Below are 17,130 nucleotides of genomic sequence, written 5' to 3'. Positions count from 1 at the left end.
CCCCTCTCCCCGCGCCCCCGCCGGCCGCCGTACCGCCCGTCGAGGTCGCCGTCTCCACCGCGCCGGACGCCGTGGACCGGGAGCGGCTGCTGCACGGCACGCACCACGAGCCGCACGCGGTGCTGGGGGCGCACCCGGTGGCGGGCGGGGTGGTCTTCCGGGCGTTCCGGCCGTACGCGCGGTCGGTGACCGTCGTCGGGGACGGGCTGCGCGCGGCCCTGCACGACGACGGGGACGGCTTCTTCTCCGGGCTGCTGCCGCTGCCGGAGGTCCCCGCCTACCGGCTGCTCGTCGGGTACGAGGGCGCCGAACCGGAGGTGGAGGACGCCTACCGGTTCCTGCCGACGCTGGGCGATCTCGACCTGCATCTGATCGGCGAGGGACGGCACGAGGAGCTGTGGAAGGCGCTCGGCGCGCATCCCACGGTGCACCAGGGCGTGTCCGGCACCCGGTTCGCGGTGTGGGCGCCGAACGCGCGCGGGGTGCGCCTCGCGGGCACCTTCAACTTCTGGGACGGCACCGGCTTCCCGCTGCGGTCGCTGGGGTCCTCCGGGGTGTGGGAGCTGTTCGTGCCGGGGGTCGGCGAGGGCGAGCTGTACAAGTTCGAGCTGACCGGTCCCGACGGCACCCGCACCCAGCGCGCCGACCCGATGGCCCGGCGCACCGAGGTGCCGCCCGCGACGTCGTCCGTGGTGACGGCCGCGCACCACGAGTGGCGGGACGGGGAGTGGATGGCCCGGCGCGGCGAGGTGCCGCCGCACGAGGCGCCGTTCAGCGTCTACGAGATCCATCTGCCGTCCTGGCGCCCTGGGTTGACGTACCGTCAGCTGGCCGACCAGTTGCCCGGGTACGTGCGCGACCTGGGGTTCACGCACGTCGAGCTGATGCCGGTCGCCGAGCATCCGTTCGGCGGGTCGTGGGGCTACCAGGTCACCGGCTTCTACGCGCCGACCGCCCGCCTCGGCACCCCGGACGACTTCCGGTTCCTGGTCGACGCGCTGCACCGGGCCGGGATCGGGGTGCTGATGGACTGGGTCCCGGCCCACTTCCCGCGCGACGCCTGGGCGTTGGCGGAGTTCGACGGGCGTCCGCTGTACGAGAGCGCGGATCCGCTGCGGGCGGCCCACCCCGACTGGGGCACCCTGGAGTTCGACTTCGGCCGCCGTGAGGTGCGCAACTTCCTGGTGGCGAACGCGGTGTACTGGTGCGAGGAGTTCCACATCGACGGGCTGCGGGTGGACGCCGTCGCCTCGATGCTCTACCTCGACTACTCGCGCGAGGAGGGCCAGTGGACGCCGAACGCGTACGGGGGCCGGGAGAACCTGGACGCGGTGGCGTTCCTCCAGGAGATGAACGCGACGCTGTACCGGCGGGTGCCGGGGGTCGTCACGATCGCCGAGGAGTCGACGGCGTGGGACGGCGTCACGCGCGCCACGGACACCGGCGGTCTCGGCTTCGGCATGAAGTGGAACATGGGCTGGATGCACGACTCGCTGGCCTACATGGCCCATGAGCCGGTGCACCGCAGGCACCACCACCACGAGATGACGTTCTCGATGGTGTACGCGTACAGCGAGAACTACGTGCTGCCGATCTCGCACGACGAGGTGGTGCACGGCAAGCGGTCCCTGGTCTCCAAGATGCCGGGCGACTGGTGGCGCCAACGCGCCGACCTGCGCGCCTACCTCGCCCACATGTGGGCCCACCCCGGCAAGCAACTCCTCTTCATGGGACAGGAGTTCGCCCAGGGCGCCGAGTGGTCCGAGGCGCACGGCCCGGACTGGTGGCTGCTCGACCCGGCCTACGGCGCCGAGGCCGACCACCGCGGCGTCCGCGACCTCGTCCGCGACCTCAACACCGTCTACACCGCCACCCCGGCCCTGTGGCAGCGCGACACCGACCCCGCGGGCTTCCGGTGGATCACCGGCGACTCGGCCGACGACAACGTCCTCGCCTATCTGCGGCTGGCCGCCGACGGCAGCCCGCTGCTCGCGGTGACCCACCTCTCCCCCGTGGTCCGCCACGACTACCGGGTCGGCGTCCCGGAGGACGTCCCGGCCTGGCAGGAGGTCCTGAACACCGACGCGGCGCGCTACGGCGGCAGCGGCGTCGTCCACCCGGACGCCCTGAAGCCGGAGCCCCACCCCTGGCACGGCCAGGGTTCGAGCATCCGGCTGACCCTGCCGCCGCTGGCCACGGTCTGGCTGCGGCCCGCGTGAGCCCCTCCGCCGGCGGCCGGGGTCAGTCCCGGCCGCCGGCGGCCGCCGTCCCGAACCCCGCCGGGAGCGGGCCCGTGTGCAGCACCCCGAGCCGCTGGGTGGCCCGGGTCAGGGCCACGTACAGGTCGCTCGTGCCGTACCGGCCCGGCTCCACCACCAGCACCGAGTCGAACTCCAGGCCCTTCGACTGTCGGGGGTCGAGCAGCACGACCCGCCGGGTCAGGTCGGGCTCCGCGCCCGCCGTCACCCCGTCGAGCCGCGCGGCCAGCGCCCGGTGCAGGTCGCGCGGCGCGATCACCGCCAGGCGGCCCTCGGCGGGCGTGAGCGAGGCGACGGCCTCGGCGACCGCGGCGGGCAGGGCGTCGCCCGGCACCTGCCGCACGGTGGGCCGCACCCCGGTGGCCCGCACCGAGCTGGGCGGCTCGAAGCCGGGGTGCGCGGCCCTGACCACTCCGGCCGCCAGCTCCATGATCTCGGCCGGGGTGCGGTAGTTGACGCCCAGCCGGGCGTGCGCCCAGCGGTCCTCGACGTACGGCGCGAGGATGTCGGACCAGGAGCCGACCCCGGCCGCCTCGGCGGTCTGGACCGGGTCGCCGACCAGCGTCATCGAGCGGGTCGGGCTGCGCCGCATCAGCAGCCGCCAGGCCATCGGGGACAGCTCCTGCGCCTCGTCGACGATGATGTGCCCGAACGCCCAGCTCCGGTCGGCCGCCGCCCGCTCGGCCGCGCTGCGGACGTCCTCCTCCTCGTGGCGCTCGGCGAACCGTGCGGCGTCGATGACGTCGTGCGCCGACAGCACCTCCGAGCCGTCGGGGTCGCCGTCCTCCTTGTCCTCGAACTCGTAGGTGCGCGAGGCGTAGGAGACGTCGAGGACACCCTGCGCGTAGGCGATCCGGGTCTCGCGCTCGCGGTCGGCGCGGGCCCGGCCCACCCGCTCGTCCACGCCGAGGAGTTCGGCGGCCTCGTCGAGCAGCGGGACGTCGGCGACCGTCCAGGCGCGGGTCACCGGGCGGCGGACGGCGTCGGCGTCCGCGGCGCCGAGGTGCTCCTCGGGGGCCGCGAGCAGGTCGGCGACCAGGCGCTGCGGGGTGAGCCGCGGCCACAGCAGGTCGATCGCCGACCAGACCTCCGGGTTCTCGGCGAGTTCGTCGCGGATCTGGGTGATGTCGCTGGGGTCGAGCAGGTTGCCGCCGTCGAACGGGTCGGTGCCGATGCGTTCGGCGACCATGTCGGTGAGGGTGTTGAGGATGTGGCCCTCGAAGTGCTCGCGGGCCTCGTTGTGCGGCAGCCCGGCCGCGCGGGTGCGGTCGCGGGCGACCTGGACCAGGCCGTCGTCGAGCATCAGGACCTCGCGGTCGTGCTCGACGGTGAGGACCGGGTCGGGCAGCGCCTGCCGGTCGCGGACGGCGGCGGCGAGCACGTCGGCCATCGCGGCGCGGCCCTTCACGGCGGCCGCCTCCGGGGTGTCGGTGGCGGTCGCGCGCACCCCGGGGAAGAGTTCGCCGACGGTGGCCAGGAGCACGCCGGTCTCGCCGAGCGCGGGCAGCACCTCGCCGATGTAGCCGAGGAAGGCGGGGTTGGGTCCGACGATCAGGACCGCGCGCCGGGCCAGCAGCTCCCGGTGCTCGTAGAGCAGGTAGGCGGCCCGGTGCAGGGCGACGGCGGTCTTGCCGGTGCCGGGGCCGCCCTCGACGACCAGGACGCCGCGGTGCGGGGCGCGGATGATCTCGTCCTGCTCGGCCTGGATGGTGCGCACGATGTCGGCCATCCGGCCGGTGCGCGCCGAGTCGAGGGCGCTCAGCAGGACGGCGTCGCCGGTCGGGTCCTCGTGTCCGGTGCGGGTGGCGTCGCCCAGGTCGAGGATCTCGTCGTGCAGCGCGGTCACGGTGCGGCCGTCGGTGGTGAGGTGCCTGCGGCGGCGCAGGCCCATCGGGGTGTGGCCGGTGGCGAGGTAGAAGGGGCGGGCGACCTCGGCCCGCCAGTCGATCAGGAGGGGGGTGCGCGCGCTGTCGTCGGCGCGCAGCCCGATGCGGCCGATGTGGTGGCTCGCGCCCGAGGCGAGGTCGACGCGGCCGAAGCAGAGCGACCCGTCGACGGCGTTCAGCGCGGCGAGCAGTCCGGAGCGCTCGGCGACCAGGATGTCCCGCTCCAGCCGGGCCTGCATGGGTGTGGCGCCCTGGGCGAGCGCGTCGGTGACGCCCGCCTCGGTGTCGCCGCGCAGGGCGTCGACATGGGCGTACAGCCCGTCGATGAATTCCTGTTCCCGGCGGATTTCACCGTCCGGAAATTCCCTGTTTGACAATTCCACTCCCGCCCGCATATGATGGCCCCATCAAGCCTGTTCGTGACGTCTTGATATAGAAGTCACGAATCAATGAATATACCCAAAGAAATCCCCCGGACGCAACGTCCGGGGGATTTCTGGTGTCCTGGGGCGGAATTACCGGGAGGGCCGCAGGGCGTCCTCCAGCTCCGCGAGCAACCGCCGCTTCGGACGGGCGCCGACCAGCGAACACACCGGCTCACCGTCCCTGAACAGCATGAACGTCGGCATGGAGAGCACCTTGTAGGCGTTCGTGGTCCGCGGGTGGTGGTCCACGTCCAGTTGCGCGATCCGCATCCGGCCGGCCTCCTCGGCGGCCAGCGCGCGCAGCACCGGCGCCATCTGGCGGCACGGCGGACACCAGTCGGCGGTGAACTCCACCAGCACCGGGAGTTCCGATCCGAGCACCTCCTCGGCGAAATTCCCGTCGGTCACCTCGGTCACGTCCGCGGTCGTCGTCACAACTTCGGCCCTTCCAGTTCGCACAGCGGTTCCTCGCCTCCGGCCGACGCCAGCCGCACCCCGATCTCGGCGCGCACCGCGCGCAGGTCGCCGATCAGCGCGTCCAGCTCGGCGAGCTTGCGCCGGTAGACGTCGAGCGAGGCCGGGCAGGTGTCGCCCTGCGGATGTCCGGCGCGCAGGCACTCCACGAAGGGCCGGGTCTCCTCCAGGTCGAACCCGAAGTCCTGGAGCGTCCTGATCTGCCGCAGCAGCCGCAGGTCGCCCTCGTCGTAGCTGCGGTAGCCGTTCTGCGCGCGCCGCGCGGACAGCAGCCCGCGCGACTCGTAGTACCGCAGGGTCCGCGTGGTGGTCCCGGCCCGTGCGGCCAGCTCGCCGATTCGCATGCCGTCGAACGTAGTCCTTGACGCCGACGTCAGGGCAACACCCGGCGCGGCCCGGGACCGCCGTCACCGCCGCCGTCCGGCGCGCCGGGCACCCGGAAGGACGGCGTCAGCGCGGGAGGGGGGCCATGCCCGCGCTGCCCGACACTTCGAGGAGCGAGGCGCTGCGGCGCTCCTCGTCGAAGGCGCGGCGCCCGCCGCGCAGCCCGAACAGCCGCTTGGCCAGGGCGATGTAGAGGACGGCGAGGATGTTGAGGACCAGCGTGGCGATCTTCAACCCGCTGACGTGCTCGGTGAGTTCGTAGATCTCCAGCGGCAGGAAGGCGGCGGTGGCGACCACCGTCAGGTACTCCGCCCAGCGCTTGGCGTACCAGAGGCCGACCGCCTCGACCAGTTCGACCAGCGCGTACGCGAGCAGCAGTCCGGCGACCAGGAGCAGGGTGGAGTGCCGGTAGCCGAAGGTCTTCTGGAGGGTGCCGACGACGGGCGAGTGGTCGAGGTCGTAGTGGAAGTGCCGGAAGACCGGCCGGAGGACGTCGAGGTACTCGTCGAAGAGGCGGCGGACCGCGTCCCGGCTGTTGCTGAACCGCCACACGGCCACCGCGACCAGCACGATGAACACGCCCCGCACGGCCCGCTCGACGGCCAGGAACCGCAGGATGAACAGGTCCCGCAGGACGGTGCCGCGCGGCACCAGGGGCGCGTCGGCGGCCGGTCCCGAGCCGTGCGGGGCGCCGAGCGCGAAGTCGCCGCAGCGCAGGCAGCGCCAGACCTCCCCGAGCGCGGTGTCGGCGCGCAGCCTGACCCGCAGCCGGGGGTCCTCCGGCGCGTAGGTCACGTGTCCGCGCCGGGCGCAGGTCCGCCGGTCCCAGTCGATCGTCATCCCCCGTGCCTCCAACGGACGTGCCGCGCCTGTGAGCAGGCGCGGCACGCTAGTGGAGACGGTTAAGAAGTGGGTAAGGGTTCAGCGGCTGCCGGAGACGGCGCCCTCGGCCCCGTCCCGCGCCGGGTCCGCCGGACCCGCCTTCGCGTCCGCGGCCGCGTCCGAAGCCGTTCCCTCCGCCGCGTCCGCGTCCGCGGCCGGACCCGCCGTCGTCGTGTCCGCACCCGTCGTCGCGTCCGTGCCGTCCGTCGTGTCCGCGTCCGTGCCGGGTCGGTCGTGGCGGGGCAGCAGGACCCCCACCAGGACGGTGCCGACGCCGAGGACGACCGCGCCGATCAGGCTGGTACGGGCCACCGCGTCGGAGAAGGACGAGCCGACCGCGTCGGCCATCTGCCGTGCTCCCTGGGCGAGTTGGGTGGCCTGCTCCTTCAACTGGGCCGCCTGCTGCGGGTCGGTGGCACGGGCGGCCTGCCCGGCCAGGGCCCGCGCCTTCTCGCCCATCCCCTGGGCGACGGCGTACCCCGCGCCGACCGAGTCCTGCGCGGTGGCCAGCGTGGCGGCGGGCAACCGGCTGCCGCCCGCGGCGTCGGCGAGGTGGTCGGAGTAGGAGGTGGCCAGCAGGGAGCCGAGGACGGCGATGCCGAGCGAGCCGCCCAGTTCGAGCGAGGTGTCGTTGACGGCGCCGCCGACGCCCAGCTCGGACTCCGGGAAGGCGCCCATGATGGCGTCGGTGCAGGGCGAGAGCGCCAGCCCGATCGCGAGGCCGAGGACGACGAGCGGGGCGACCAGGTCGGCGTAGGTCGAACCGGCGTCGACCCGGGCCAGCAGGGCGAGCGCGGTGGTGCCGCCGACCATGCCCGCGGTGACCGTCCACTTCATGCCGACCCGCGGGGTCAGGTAGCCGGTGAGGGCGGAACCGGCGAAGACCGCACCGGCCAGCGGCAGCATCCGCACGCCGGTCTCGAAGGCGTCGTAGCCGAGGACGAACTGGAGGTGCTGGGTGAGGTAGTAGAAGGCGCCGAAGACGGCCAGGAAGAAGAGGGCGACGGCGAGGTTGGACCCGGCGAAGCGGCGGTCGGCGAACCGGCGGACGTCCAGCACCGGACGCGGGTGGCGCAGCTCCCACAGGACGAAGGCGACCAGGCCGACCCCCGCGACGATCGCGGCGCCCGTCGCCTTGGCGCCCCAGCCGAAGTGCGGGCCCTCGATGATCATGTAGATCAGCGCGGCGATCCAGACCACCGACAGCAGGCCGCCGACGTAGTCGATCCGGTCGTGGTGGCCCGCCTTCGACGGCGGCACCAGGACGAACGCGCCGATCAGGGCGACGGCCGCGATCGGCACGTTGATGAGGAACGTGGACGCCCAGCCGTGCCGCTCCAGGAGCGCGCCCGCGACCAGCGGACCGGCCGCGATGGCGAGCCCCGCAGTGGCCGTCCAGAGCACGATCGCCCTGGCGCGTTCGGCGCGCGGGAAGGTCGCGGCGAGCAGGGAGAGCGTGGCGGGCATGATCAGCGCCGCGCCGAGGCCCATGACGGCGCGGGCCGCGATGACCGTCGTCGCGCTGCCCGCGAGGGAGCCGAAGACGGCGCCGCCGCCGAACACCACCAGGCCGAGGACGAGGGCGCCGCGGCGGCTGTACTTGTCGCCGATCGCGCCGAGCAGCAGCATCAGGGCGGCGTACGGGACGGTGTAGCCGTCGATGACCCACTGGAGGTCGGCGCTGGAGAGGCCGAGGTCCCGGGTCATGTCGGGGGCCGCGACGGTGAGCGCGGTGTTCGCCATCACGATGATCAGCAGACTCAGGCAGAGCACGAGCAGCGCCCACCAGCGCCGGGCGTAGGGCTGGTCCGACCTCTCGACCGGGTGGTTCACGACGAGTCGCATGGCAGGGATGGCCTTCCTCGACAGACTTCGGGCACGTCCCGGCGCCGCGGGTCCGCACGGCGCCGAGCAATTGCACAACGATGTGCAATGTATGCTCGTTGCACAACGCTGTGCAAGTCGAGTGGAGGCAGGCAGAATGACCCTCATGACCACGGGTAACAGCAGCCGCGCCGACGCCAACCGCCGACGGATCCTCGATGTCGCCCTCGCCGAGCTGCTGCGCGACCCGGACGCCTCGATGGACCAGATCGCGCGCGCGGCGGGCGTCGTCAGGCGGACGGTGTACGGGCACTTCCCCAGCCGGGACGCGCTGATCGGGACGCTCGTCGACGGGGCGGTGGAGGCGGTCGCCGCCGCGCACGCCGGGGGCCGCGCCGCGGCGGAGGGACCGGCCGAGTCGGTGGCCCGCTCCACGCTCGCCGTCTGGGAGGTCGCCGACCGCTACCGCATCCTGGTCGCCCTCGCCCAGCGCAGCGTCACCGTGCAGGGCATCCGCGACCGGCTCGCCCCGGTCCGCGCGTCCTGCGCCGAGGTGCTCGCGCAGGGGCTCGCCGACGGCGTCTTCACCTCACCGCTGCCCGCGCCCGCGCTGGCGTACGTGCACGAGCAGATGCTGCTCACGCTGATGGAGGCCGTCAACGACGGCCTCCTGGAAAGCCGGGAGGCGGGCAGCTCCGCCGCGGTCACGCTGCTGACCGCGGCGGGCGTACCCGCCTCCGACGCCACCGCGCTGGTGGCGAAGCTGAACCGCTGAACCTCTGGGCCCCTGAACTGCTGGACTTCCGGACTGCCGGGCCTTCCGGACCGGGCGGCTGAGCGACGGGGGAGACCTCAGCCGCCCGGAGCCTCGCACACCGTCAGGCCTTGGCGAGTTCCTTCTCGCCGCCCTGGTCGGGCAGGGATGCCTCGGTGTCGCTCCCGGACGCGTCGCCGTGCTCGTCCAGCAGGGTCGTCTCGTCGAAGGGCAGCTCTCCGGCCAGCACCTTCTCGACCCGCTCCTTGTCGATCTCCTTGGTCCAGGTGCCGACCAGCACGGTGGCGATGGCGTTGCCCGCGAAGTTGGTCAGGGCGCGCGCCTCGCTCATGAAGCGGTCGATGCCGACGATCAGGCCGACCCCGTCGACCAGCGCGGGCTTGTGCGACTGGAGACCGCCGGCCAGCGTCGCGAGACCGGCGCCGGTGACCCCGGCCGCGCCCTTGGAGGCGACCAGCAGGAAGAGCAGCAGCGGGATCTGCTCGCCGACCGACATCGGGGTGCCCATCGCGTCCGCGATGAACAGGGACGCCATGGTCATGTAGATCATGGTGCCGTCGAGGTTGAACGAGTAGCCGGTCGGGACGGTGATGCCGACGACCGGCTTGCTGACGCCCAGGTGCTCCATCTTCGCGATGAGCCGCGGCAGCGCGGACTCCGACGACGAGGTGGACAGGATCAGCAGGAACTCGCGGGCCAGGTACTTGCAGAGCGCGAAGACGTTGACACCGGCCACGATCCGCAGCAGCGCGCCGAGCACCACGAAGATGAACAGCACGCAGGTGACGTAGAAGCCGAGCATCAGCACGGCCAGGCCCTTGAGGGCGTCCACGCCCGCCGAGCCGACCACCGCGGCCATCGCGCCGAAGGCGCCGATCGGGGCGGCCCACATGATCATGCCGAGGATGCGGAAGACGAGGCGCTGGATGTGCTCGATGCCCCGCAGGATCGGCTGGCCGGTGCGGCCCATCGCCTGGAGCGCGAAGCCGCACAGCAGGGCGATCAGCAGGGTCTGCAGGACCTCGCCCTGGGTGAAGGCGGAGACGATCGTGGTCGGGATGATCCCGAGCAGGAAGTCGGTGGTGTCCTTGGCCTCCGGCGCGACCTGCGCCTGGCCGGTCTCCTTGATCGCCTCGGTGATGTGCAGCCCGGTGCCCGGCTCCAGGATGTTGCCGACCACCAGGCCGATCCCGAGCGCCACCAGGGACATCACCAGGAAGTAGCCGAGCGCGATCCCGCCGACCGCGCCGACCTTGGCGGCCTTGCGGACCGAGCCGATGCCCAGCACGATCGTGCAGAAGATGATCGGCGAGATCATCATCTTGATCAGGTTGACGAAGCCGGTGCCGATCGGCTTCAGCTCCTGGGCGAAGTCGGGGGCGGCCAGACCGACCACGATGCCGATGGCGACCGCGACGATCACCGCGATGTACAGATAGTGGGTGCGGTCCCGCTTGGCGGCGGGTGCGGCAGGTGCCGTAGTCGACGTCGTCACGGCTGCCTCCTTGACGTCTTCGTCGGTAGGACCGGCGTGCGGCTCACGTCCGGATGGGTGCGGGGCGGTGGGATCGAGCGGTGGCCTGAACCAGTCGTCGCGCATCCGTGTTGCGGTGACTATCTCCCGCCCTGTGAGGGCGGTCACCCTTCCGTTCATTTAGTTCACGCTTAACGTGCGAGGCACACTGACGACATGAACATCCGGCTCCCCCGCCCCCGCAGCCTCGCCGGGCAGCTCTTCGCCATGCAGGCGGTGCTGATCGCGGTGGTCGTGGCCGGATGCGCGCTGTTCACCTACATCAGCGACCAGAGCCAGGCGCAGGAGGCGGCCGGGCGGCAGGCGATGGCGGTGGCCCGCTCGGTCTCCGACTCGCCCTCCGTGCACTCCGCGATCCGCACCCCCGACCCCACGGCGGAGCTGCAGCCGTACGCGCTCCAGGTGATGCGGGACACCGACATCGACTTCATCACGATCATGAACCCGCGGGGCATCCGCTGGACCCACCCCGACCCCGACCAGATAGGGCAGCGGTTCCTGGGCCACATCGACCGGGCGCTGGCCGGGCAGTCCTTCACCGAGACCTACACCGGCACCCTCGGCCCCTCCGTCCGCGCCGTCACCCCGGTCCGCGACAGCGACCGCAAGGTGGTCGGCCTGGTCAGCGCGGGCATCAGAGTGGAGGCGATCAGCGAACGGGTGCGCGGCCAGCTGACCGGGCTGCTCGGCGTCGCGCTGGGCGCCCTCGCGCTCGGCGGACTCGGCACCTACGTCGTCAACGCGCGGCTGCGGCGGCACACCCACGGCATGAGCGCGGGCGAGCTGAGCCGGATGCACGACTACCAGCAGGCCGCCCTGCACGCGGTGCGCGAGGGACTGCTGATGCTGGACGGGCAGTACCGTGTGGCGCTGATCAACGACGGCGGACGGGAGCTGCTCGGCGTGACCTCCGAGGCGGACGTGGTGGGCACCTCGGTGGCCGATCTCGGCCTGCCCTCCCCCTTCACCGGCGCGCTCCTGTCCGCCGAGCCCCGGGTGGACGAGGTGCACCTGACGGCGGACCGGGTCCTGATGGTCAACACCTCACCGGTCACCGGCGGCGAACGCCGTGGCACCGTGGTCACCCTCCGCGACGTCACCGAACTCCAGTCCCTGATGGGCGAACTGGACTCGGAGCGGGGCTTCACCCAGGCGCTGCGCTCGCAGGCGCACGAGGCCGCGAACCGGCTCCACACCGTCGTCTCGCTGATCGAACTGGGCCGCGCCGAGGAGGCCGTCGACTTCGCCACCGCCGAACTGGAACTCGCCCAGGCGCTCACCGACCAGGTGGTCGCCGCGGTGAGCGAACCGGTGCTGGCCGCGCTGCTGCTCGGCAAGACCGCCCAGGCCAACGAGCGGGGCGTGGAACTGGTCGTCTCCGAGGAGAGCGGGCTCGACGACGGGCTGCTGCCCCCGTCGCTGCCCGCCCGCGACCTGGTCACCATCCTGGGCAACCTGATCGACAACGCGGTCGACGCGGCCCAGGGCAGCGCGGGGTCCCGGGTGACGGTGACGGCGCGCACCGAGGCGTCGCGTCTCGTGCTGCGGGTGGCGGACACCGGGGCCGGGGTGGACCCGGACCACGCCGAGCGGGTCTTCCAGCGCGGGTTCTCCACCAAGCCGTCGGGGCCCGGCGGGCGGGGCCTCGGGCTGGCCCTGGTGCGCCAGGCGGTGCACCGGCACGAGGGGACGCTGTCGGTGACCGCGGCCGACGGCGGCGGCGCCGCGTTCGAGGTGCGGCTGCCGCTGGGCGCGGGCGCGCGGGGGCCCGCCACGGACCGGGAGACTCGGTCCGACATCGTTTCCGGAGGCAAAGCGTGACCCAGGCTCCGCTCATCCGCGTCCTCATCGTCGAGGACGATCCGGTGGCCGCCGACGCGCACGTCCTGTACGTCAACCGGGTGCCGGGCTTCACCGCCGTCGGCAAGGCGCACACCGGCGCGGAGGCCCGGCGGCTGCTCGAACGCACCGGCGTGGACCTGCTGTTGCTCGATCTCCACCTGCCGGACGTGCACGGGTTGCAGCTCGCGCGGTCGCTGCGGGCGGCCGGGCACCACGCGGACGTGATCGCGGTGACGTCGGCACGGGATCTGACCGTGGTCCGCGAGGGGGTCTCGCTCGGCGTCGTCCAGTACGTCCTGAAGCCGTTCACTTTCGCGACCCTGCGGGACCGTCTTGTCCGGTACGCGGAGTTCAACGCGGCGGCCGGCGAGGCGAGCGGGCAGGACGAGGTGGACCGGGCGCTGGCGACCCTGCGGGCCCCGGGCCCGGCCGCGCTGCCCAAAGGGCTGAGCGCGCCGACCCTGGAGCGGGTCACCGGGGCGCTGCGGGAGGCGGCGGAAGGGCTCACGGCGGCGGCCCTGGCGGAGGCGGTGGGGATCTCCCGGATCACCGCCCGCCGCTACCTGGAGCACCTGGTGGAGGCGGGCCGCGCCGGACGCAGCCCGCAGTACGGCCAGGTGGGCCGCCCGGAGCTGGTCTACCGCTGGGACCGGGGCACACCCCCCGGGCGATGACGGGCGGGCGGCTCCCCCGGGCGACGACCGGGGGGCGGCTCCCCCGGGCGGGCGGAAGACAAACCCCGCAGACGCATTGACCTCTGCCGACCGCGCCTCCTACGTTCACCGGGCAACCGTCTGGGCCGACAACGATGTCCGGCCCCTAGGAGGTCGTGCCCGTGCGCCCCACCGCCGCCCGCCCCCGCCTGACCGCCCTGCTCGCGCTCGCCCTGGCCGCCGGTGCCCTCACCGCCTGCGGCGGCGGGTCCGGCAGCGACCCGGACACCGTGAAGGTCTCCTTCAAGCAGTCCACGGACAACTCGGTCCACGTCATGGACACCTATCTCGCGGACGTCAAGAGGCAGTTCGAGAAGAAGTACCCCGGCAAGAAGGTCGAACTCCTGCCGATCAAGGCGCCGGACTCGGAGTACTACACCAAGCTCCAGCAGATGCTGCGCTCCCCCAAGACCGCGCCCGACCTGGTCTACGAGGACACCTTCCTCATCAACTCGGACATCACCAGCGGATATCTGAAGCCCCTCGACGCCTATCTCGCGAAGTGGCCGGACTGGCGGCGGTTCATCGGCACCGCGAAGACGGCGGCCCGCGCCGAGGACGGCAAGACCTACGGCGTCCCGGACGGCACCGACACCCGGGGCCTGTGGTACGACAAGGTGCTGTTCGAGAAGGCGGGCCTGCCCGCCGACTGGCACCCGAAGACCTGGGACGACGTCCTCGACGCCGCCCGCGCCGTCAAGGCGAAGGTCCCCGGCGTCACCCCGCTCAACGTCTACACCGGCAAGCCCGCGGGCGAGGCCGCCACCATGCAGACCTTCGAGATGCTGCTGTACGGCACCGGCGACGGCGGCAGCGACCCGCTGTACGACACGGCGTCGAAGAAGTGGATCGCGGGCGGCAAGGGCTTCCGGGACGCGCTGTCCTTCGTCGAGACCGTCTACCGGGAGAAGCTCGGACCCGACGTCGCGACCGCCCTCGACCCCAACATCCAGACCGTCGTGCGCGGCGACCTGCTGCCCAAGGGCAAGCTCGCCATCGACCTGGACGGCTCGTGGCTGCCGCAGGACTGGCTGCCCGGCGCGGGCCACGCCTGGCCGCAGTGGTCGACCCGGCTCGGGCTGGCCGCCATGCCCACCCAGCACGGCCAGGCGCCCGGCCGGGTCAGCATGTCGGGCGGCTGGACCTGGGCGATCCCCGCCAAGGCGGGCAACCCCGACCTGGCCTTCGACTTCATCACCACGCTGCAGACCGCCGAGAGCGCCCGGAAGTGGTACGTCGCCAACTCGGGCATCGCGGTCCGCGAGGACGTCGCCGCCGACCCCGCCTACCTGAAGGCGCAGCCCGGTCTCGCGTTCTTCACCGGCCTGGTCGCCGACACCCACTACCGGCCCGCGTACCCGGCCTACCCGAGGGTGTCCACCGCGATCCAGGAGGCGATGGAGGGCGTCACGACGGGGGACCTGTCGGTGGCGAAGGCGGCGAGCGGGTACGACGACGCCCTCGACGACGCCACCGGCGGCCAGGTCGTGCGCGGGTGAACGGCGGCCACCGCCGCCTGCGTTCGCTCGGCCGCGCCCTCCCGCTCTCCCCCGCCGTCGTCCTGCTGCTGCTCTTCCTCGCGGGACCGATCGCCTACTGCGCCTGGATCGCCTTCACCGACCTCCAGCTCACCGGGCAGGCCCACGCGTCCTTCGTCGGCCTGGACAACTTCCGCCGGGCCTTCCGCGACGACGCGTTCCTCAACGCCGTATGGCTGACACTGGTGTTCACCGTGGTGTCGTCGCTGCTCGGGCAGAACACCCTGGGCCTCGCGCTGGCCGCGCTGATGCGGCGGGCCTCGAAGCCGGTGCGCACCCTCACCGGAGGCGTCGTCGTCACCGCGTGGGTGCTGCCCGAGGTGGTCGCCGGGTTCCTGCTGTACGCGTTCTTCCGCCGCGAGGGCACCCTGAACGCCCTTCTCGCCCAGCTCCATCTGCCGTCCCAGAACTGGCTGTTCACCCTGCCCATCCTCGCCGTGTCGTTCGCCAACGTGTGGCGCGGCACGGCCTTCTCGATGCTCGTCTACTCGGCCGCCCTGAACGAGATCCCGCGGGAGGTCGAGGAGGCCGCCGAGGTCGACGGGGCCCGCGGCCGCCGCCTGTGGTGGCACGTCACGCTGCCGATGATCCGGCGCTCCATCGGCACCAACCTGATGCTCAACACCCTCCAGACGCTCTCGGTCTTCGGGCTGATCTGGGTGATGACCAGGGGCGGCCCCGGCGGCCGGAGCCAGACGCTGCCGCTGTTCATGTACGAGACGGCGTTCCAGAACAGCATGATCGGCTACGGCACCGCGGTGGCGCTGCTGCTGCTCGTCGTCGGCTCGCTGTTCTCCGTCGTCTATCTGCGCCTGCTGCGCACGGAGGTCTGAGCCCCATGGCCCGCACCGTCTCCTCGCGCCGCCTCGGCCGGCGGCTGGCCGCCGACACCGGCCTGCTGGCGGTCGCCGCCGCCTTCGCGCTGCCGCTGGCCTGGGTGCTGCTGTCGTCCGTCGACCCGCACGCCGACCTGCGGGTGAAGGCGCCCGACGGCCTCACCCTCGGCAACTTCGACGCCATCCTCACCCCGGACATCACCTTCACGCCGCTGCTCAACAGCCTGGTCCTGTGCGGCGGCGCGACCCTGCTGACGGTGGTGTGCGCGGTCCTCGCCGCCTACCCGCTCTCCCGGTTCCGCTCCCGCCTCAACCGCCCGTTCCTGCTGACGATCCTCTTCGCGACCAGCCTGCCGATCACCGCGATCATGGTCCCGGTCTACGCGCTGTTCGTGCGGGTCGATCTGATCGACACCGCGCACGGCACGATCCTGTTCTTCGCCGCGTCCCAACTCCCGTTCGCCATCTGGCTGATGAAGAACTTCATGGACGGCGTGCCGAAGGAGCTCGAGGAGGCCGCCTGGACCGACGGCGCCTCCACCCTCCAGTCCCTGGCCCGGATCGTCCTGCCGCTGATGGGCCCGGGGGTCTCGGTGGTGACGGTCTTCTCGTTCGTCATGATGTGGGGCAACTTCTTCGTCCCGTTCATGCTGCTGCTCACCCCGGACCAGATGCCGGCCAGCGTCAGCATCAACGAGTTCTTCGGCAACCGGGGGATGGTGGCGTACGGGCAGTTGGCCGCCTTCTCGGTCGTCTACTCGACGCCGGTGATCCTGCTGTACCTGCTGATCTCGCGGCGGCTCGGCGGCGGGTTCGCGCTCGGCGGGGCGGTCAAGGGGTGAGCGGCCGCCCGCCGCGCAGCCGGGGCCGCCGCGACCGGCCGGTTTTCCGGACCGAAAGGGCCATGGTCACCGCGTCGTCACACCCCTAGGGTGTGGCCGTGCCAAGACCCTCAGTCACCCCGAACCAGAGTCCGGAACGGTCCTCCCCGCCGTTCAACGCCCTTGCCGCGCGCCGCCTGCGCGCCGCGCTCGGCATGCGGCCCGAGAACGTCGCCTACGGTCTGCGGGCCTCGTACGGGATGCCGTACGTCACCGCGGACCTGGTGGCGGCCTGGGAGCGGGGGACGACCCGGCCCTCCGGCCGCGAACTGACCGCGCTGGCGGGGGTGTTGTGGTGCGCGCCCGAGGAACTCGTGGGCCGGGCACAGGTGTTGCGTGACCACCGGGTCGCCCGCGGGCTCGCCCCCGAGGACGTGGCCCGCGCCCTCGGCATCGACCTGCCCGTGTACCTCGACATGGAGGAGCACGGCACCTGGCGGGGCACCGAGCGGCAGGCCGCCGTCCTGGCCGAACTGCTCGATCTGGCGCTGCCGGTGCTGCTGACCGTGACCGGGCGGGCCGGGAAGCTGGCCGAGCTGCTGCGGGAGGCGGTGACGACGCGCTGGCAGGCGTCCGTGCGGCCGGTCGGGAAGATGCTGACGTCCCTGGACCGGCGGCTCCTGGAGGTCACCCTGCAGGAGCTGCACCAGGAGTACCGCGAGCACGAGGAGCGCACCGCGGCGGCGCCCCAGCGGGGCGACTACGGACGGGAGTTCCTCGACCGGATCCTCGACCACTTCTGGTCGGCGATCGAGAGCCGCACCGGCCGGGCGAGATAGCCGGACCCGGCCAGGACGGCGGCACCGGGCACGGTCGCCCCGGCCCGCCGTCCGTGTCCGTCCGCCGGCGCCGTGAGCCGGAGAGGTTCACCGGCTCGC

At 72.7% G+C, this 17,130-nt stretch carries 14 protein-coding genes; 8 read left to right on the top strand and 6 right to left on the bottom strand.

Annotation, left to right across the window (positions count from 1 at the left end):
- The coding region (gene glgB, locus GA0115242_RS05475; RefSeq protein ID WP_237548873.1) for a 1,4-alpha-glucan branching enzyme at nucleotides 1–2,219 on the top strand (2,219 nt) is incomplete at its 5' end.
- Nucleotides 2,220–2,241: 22 nt separating this feature from the next.
- On the opposite strand, the gene GA0115242_RS05470 is transcribed toward glgB, so the two are convergent.
- The 5 genes from GA0115242_RS05470 to GA0115242_RS05450 all read right to left on the bottom strand — a co-directional run bounded on the left by GA0115242_RS05470 (nucleotide 2,242) and on the right by GA0115242_RS05450 (nucleotide 8,154).
- A complete protein-coding gene (locus tag GA0115242_RS05470; protein ID WP_093825075.1) occupies nucleotides 2,242–4,539 on the bottom strand; it encodes a HelD family protein in 2,298 nt (765 codons plus the stop codon).
- 120 nt (nucleotides 4,540–4,659) lie between these two features.
- Nucleotides 4,660–4,986 (bottom strand): thioredoxin family protein, encoded by a 327-nt coding sequence (locus GA0115242_RS05465; RefSeq protein ID WP_093825077.1) that lies wholly within the window; start codon nucleotides 4,984–4,986, stop codon nucleotides 4,660–4,662.
- Between the two features lie 14 nt (nucleotides 4,987–5,000).
- The gene (locus GA0115242_RS05460; RefSeq protein ID WP_093825073.1) at nucleotides 5,001–5,387 is read right to left on the bottom strand and encodes a MerR family transcriptional regulator; all 387 of its coding nucleotides are present in this window, start codon (nucleotides 5,385–5,387) and stop codon (nucleotides 5,001–5,003) included.
- A 106-nt stretch (nucleotides 5,388–5,493) separates the two neighbouring features.
- Nucleotides 5,494–6,267, bottom strand: coding sequence for a DUF2127 domain-containing protein (locus GA0115242_RS05455; protein WP_093825071.1), 774 nt, complete (start codon nucleotides 6,265–6,267; stop codon nucleotides 5,494–5,496).
- Nucleotides 6,268–6,348: 81 nt separating this feature from the next.
- Nucleotides 6,349–8,154 carry a DHA2 family efflux MFS transporter permease subunit gene (locus GA0115242_RS05450; protein WP_237548866.1) on the bottom strand — a complete coding sequence of 602 codons (1,806 nt, stop codon included), beginning with the start codon at nucleotides 8,152–8,154 and terminating at the stop codon, nucleotides 6,349–6,351.
- Nucleotides 8,155–8,290: 136 nt separating this feature from the next.
- On the opposite strand from GA0115242_RS05450, the gene GA0115242_RS05445 reads away from it, so the two are divergent.
- Nucleotides 8,291–8,908 (top strand): TetR/AcrR family transcriptional regulator, encoded by a 618-nt coding sequence (locus tag GA0115242_RS05445; RefSeq protein ID WP_093825069.1) that lies wholly within the window; start codon nucleotides 8,291–8,293, stop codon nucleotides 8,906–8,908.
- A 103-nt stretch (nucleotides 8,909–9,011) separates the two neighbouring features.
- Here the strand turns inward: GA0115242_RS05445 and GA0115242_RS05440 are convergent, their stop codons facing one another.
- Nucleotides 9,012–10,403: a cation:dicarboxylate symporter family transporter gene (locus GA0115242_RS05440; protein WP_256089372.1), complete on the bottom strand. Its 1,392-nt coding sequence runs from the start codon at nucleotides 10,401–10,403 to the stop codon at nucleotides 9,012–9,014.
- A gap of 195 nt (nucleotides 10,404–10,598) precedes the next feature.
- On the opposite strand from GA0115242_RS05440, the gene GA0115242_RS05435 reads away from it, so the two are divergent.
- From GA0115242_RS05435 to GA0115242_RS05410, 6 genes are all read left to right on the top strand, one after another.
- Nucleotides 10,599–12,263 (top strand): sensor histidine kinase, encoded by a 1,665-nt coding sequence (locus tag GA0115242_RS05435; protein WP_093825065.1) that lies wholly within the window; start codon nucleotides 10,599–10,601, stop codon nucleotides 12,261–12,263.
- Nucleotides 12,260–12,958 (top strand): response regulator, encoded by a 699-nt coding sequence (locus GA0115242_RS05430; RefSeq protein WP_093825063.1) that lies wholly within the window; start codon nucleotides 12,260–12,262, stop codon nucleotides 12,956–12,958. Before GA0115242_RS05435 ends, GA0115242_RS05430 begins: the two co-directional genes overlap by 4 nt.
- A 155-nt stretch (nucleotides 12,959–13,113) precedes the next feature.
- Entirely contained in the window at nucleotides 13,114–14,496 is a 1,383-nt protein-coding gene (locus GA0115242_RS05425) for an extracellular solute-binding protein (RefSeq protein ID WP_370672252.1), read from the top strand.
- Nucleotides 14,493–15,368, top strand: a complete 876-nt coding sequence (locus GA0115242_RS05420; protein WP_093825059.1) for a carbohydrate ABC transporter permease — start codon at nucleotides 14,493–14,495, stop codon at nucleotides 15,366–15,368. Before GA0115242_RS05425 ends, GA0115242_RS05420 begins: the two co-directional genes overlap by 4 nt.
- Nucleotides 15,369–15,373: 5 nt before the next feature.
- The gene (locus tag GA0115242_RS05415) at nucleotides 15,374–16,213 is read left to right on the top strand and encodes a carbohydrate ABC transporter permease (protein WP_093825056.1); all 840 of its coding nucleotides are present in this window, start codon (nucleotides 15,374–15,376) and stop codon (nucleotides 16,211–16,213) included.
- A gap of 98 nt (nucleotides 16,214–16,311) precedes the next feature.
- Nucleotides 16,312–17,031 (top strand): XRE family transcriptional regulator, encoded by a 720-nt coding sequence (locus GA0115242_RS05410; protein ID WP_256089371.1) that lies wholly within the window; start codon nucleotides 16,312–16,314, stop codon nucleotides 17,029–17,031.
- Nucleotides 17,032–17,130 lie beyond the last annotated feature (99 nt).

Source organism: Streptomyces sp. SolWspMP-5a-2 (genome assembly GCF_900091845.1).
Lineage (GTDB): Bacteria > Actinomycetota > Actinomycetes > Streptomycetales > Streptomycetaceae > Streptomyces > Streptomyces doudnae.
This window is presented reverse-complemented; position numbering and strand designations above follow the sequence as displayed.

Bases quoted from the DNA above. Each gene is read 5' to 3' on its own strand.
- GA0115242_RS05460 (WP_093825073.1), bottom strand. From the start codon at position 5,387: ATGCGAATCGGCGAGCTGGCCGCACGGGCCGGGACCACCACGCGGACC.
- GA0115242_RS05435 (WP_093825065.1), top strand. From the start codon at position 10,599: ATGAACATCCGGCTCCCCCGCCCCCGCAGCCTCGCCGGGCAGCTCTTC.
- GA0115242_RS05450 (WP_237548866.1), bottom strand. From the start codon at position 8,154: ATGCGACTCGTCGTGAACCACCCGGTCGAGAGGTCGGACCAGCCCTAC.
- GA0115242_RS05415 (WP_093825056.1), top strand. From the start codon at position 15,374: ATGGCCCGCACCGTCTCCTCGCGCCGCCTCGGCCGGCGGCTGGCCGCC.
- GA0115242_RS05445 (WP_093825069.1), top strand. From the start codon at position 8,291: ATGACCCTCATGACCACGGGTAACAGCAGCCGCGCCGACGCCAACCGC.
- GA0115242_RS05470 (WP_093825075.1), bottom strand. From the start codon at position 4,539: ATGCGGGCGGGAGTGGAATTGTCAAACAGGGAATTTCCGGACGGTGAA.
- GA0115242_RS05455 (WP_093825071.1), bottom strand. From the start codon at position 6,267: ATGACGATCGACTGGGACCGGCGGACCTGCGCCCGGCGCGGACACGTG.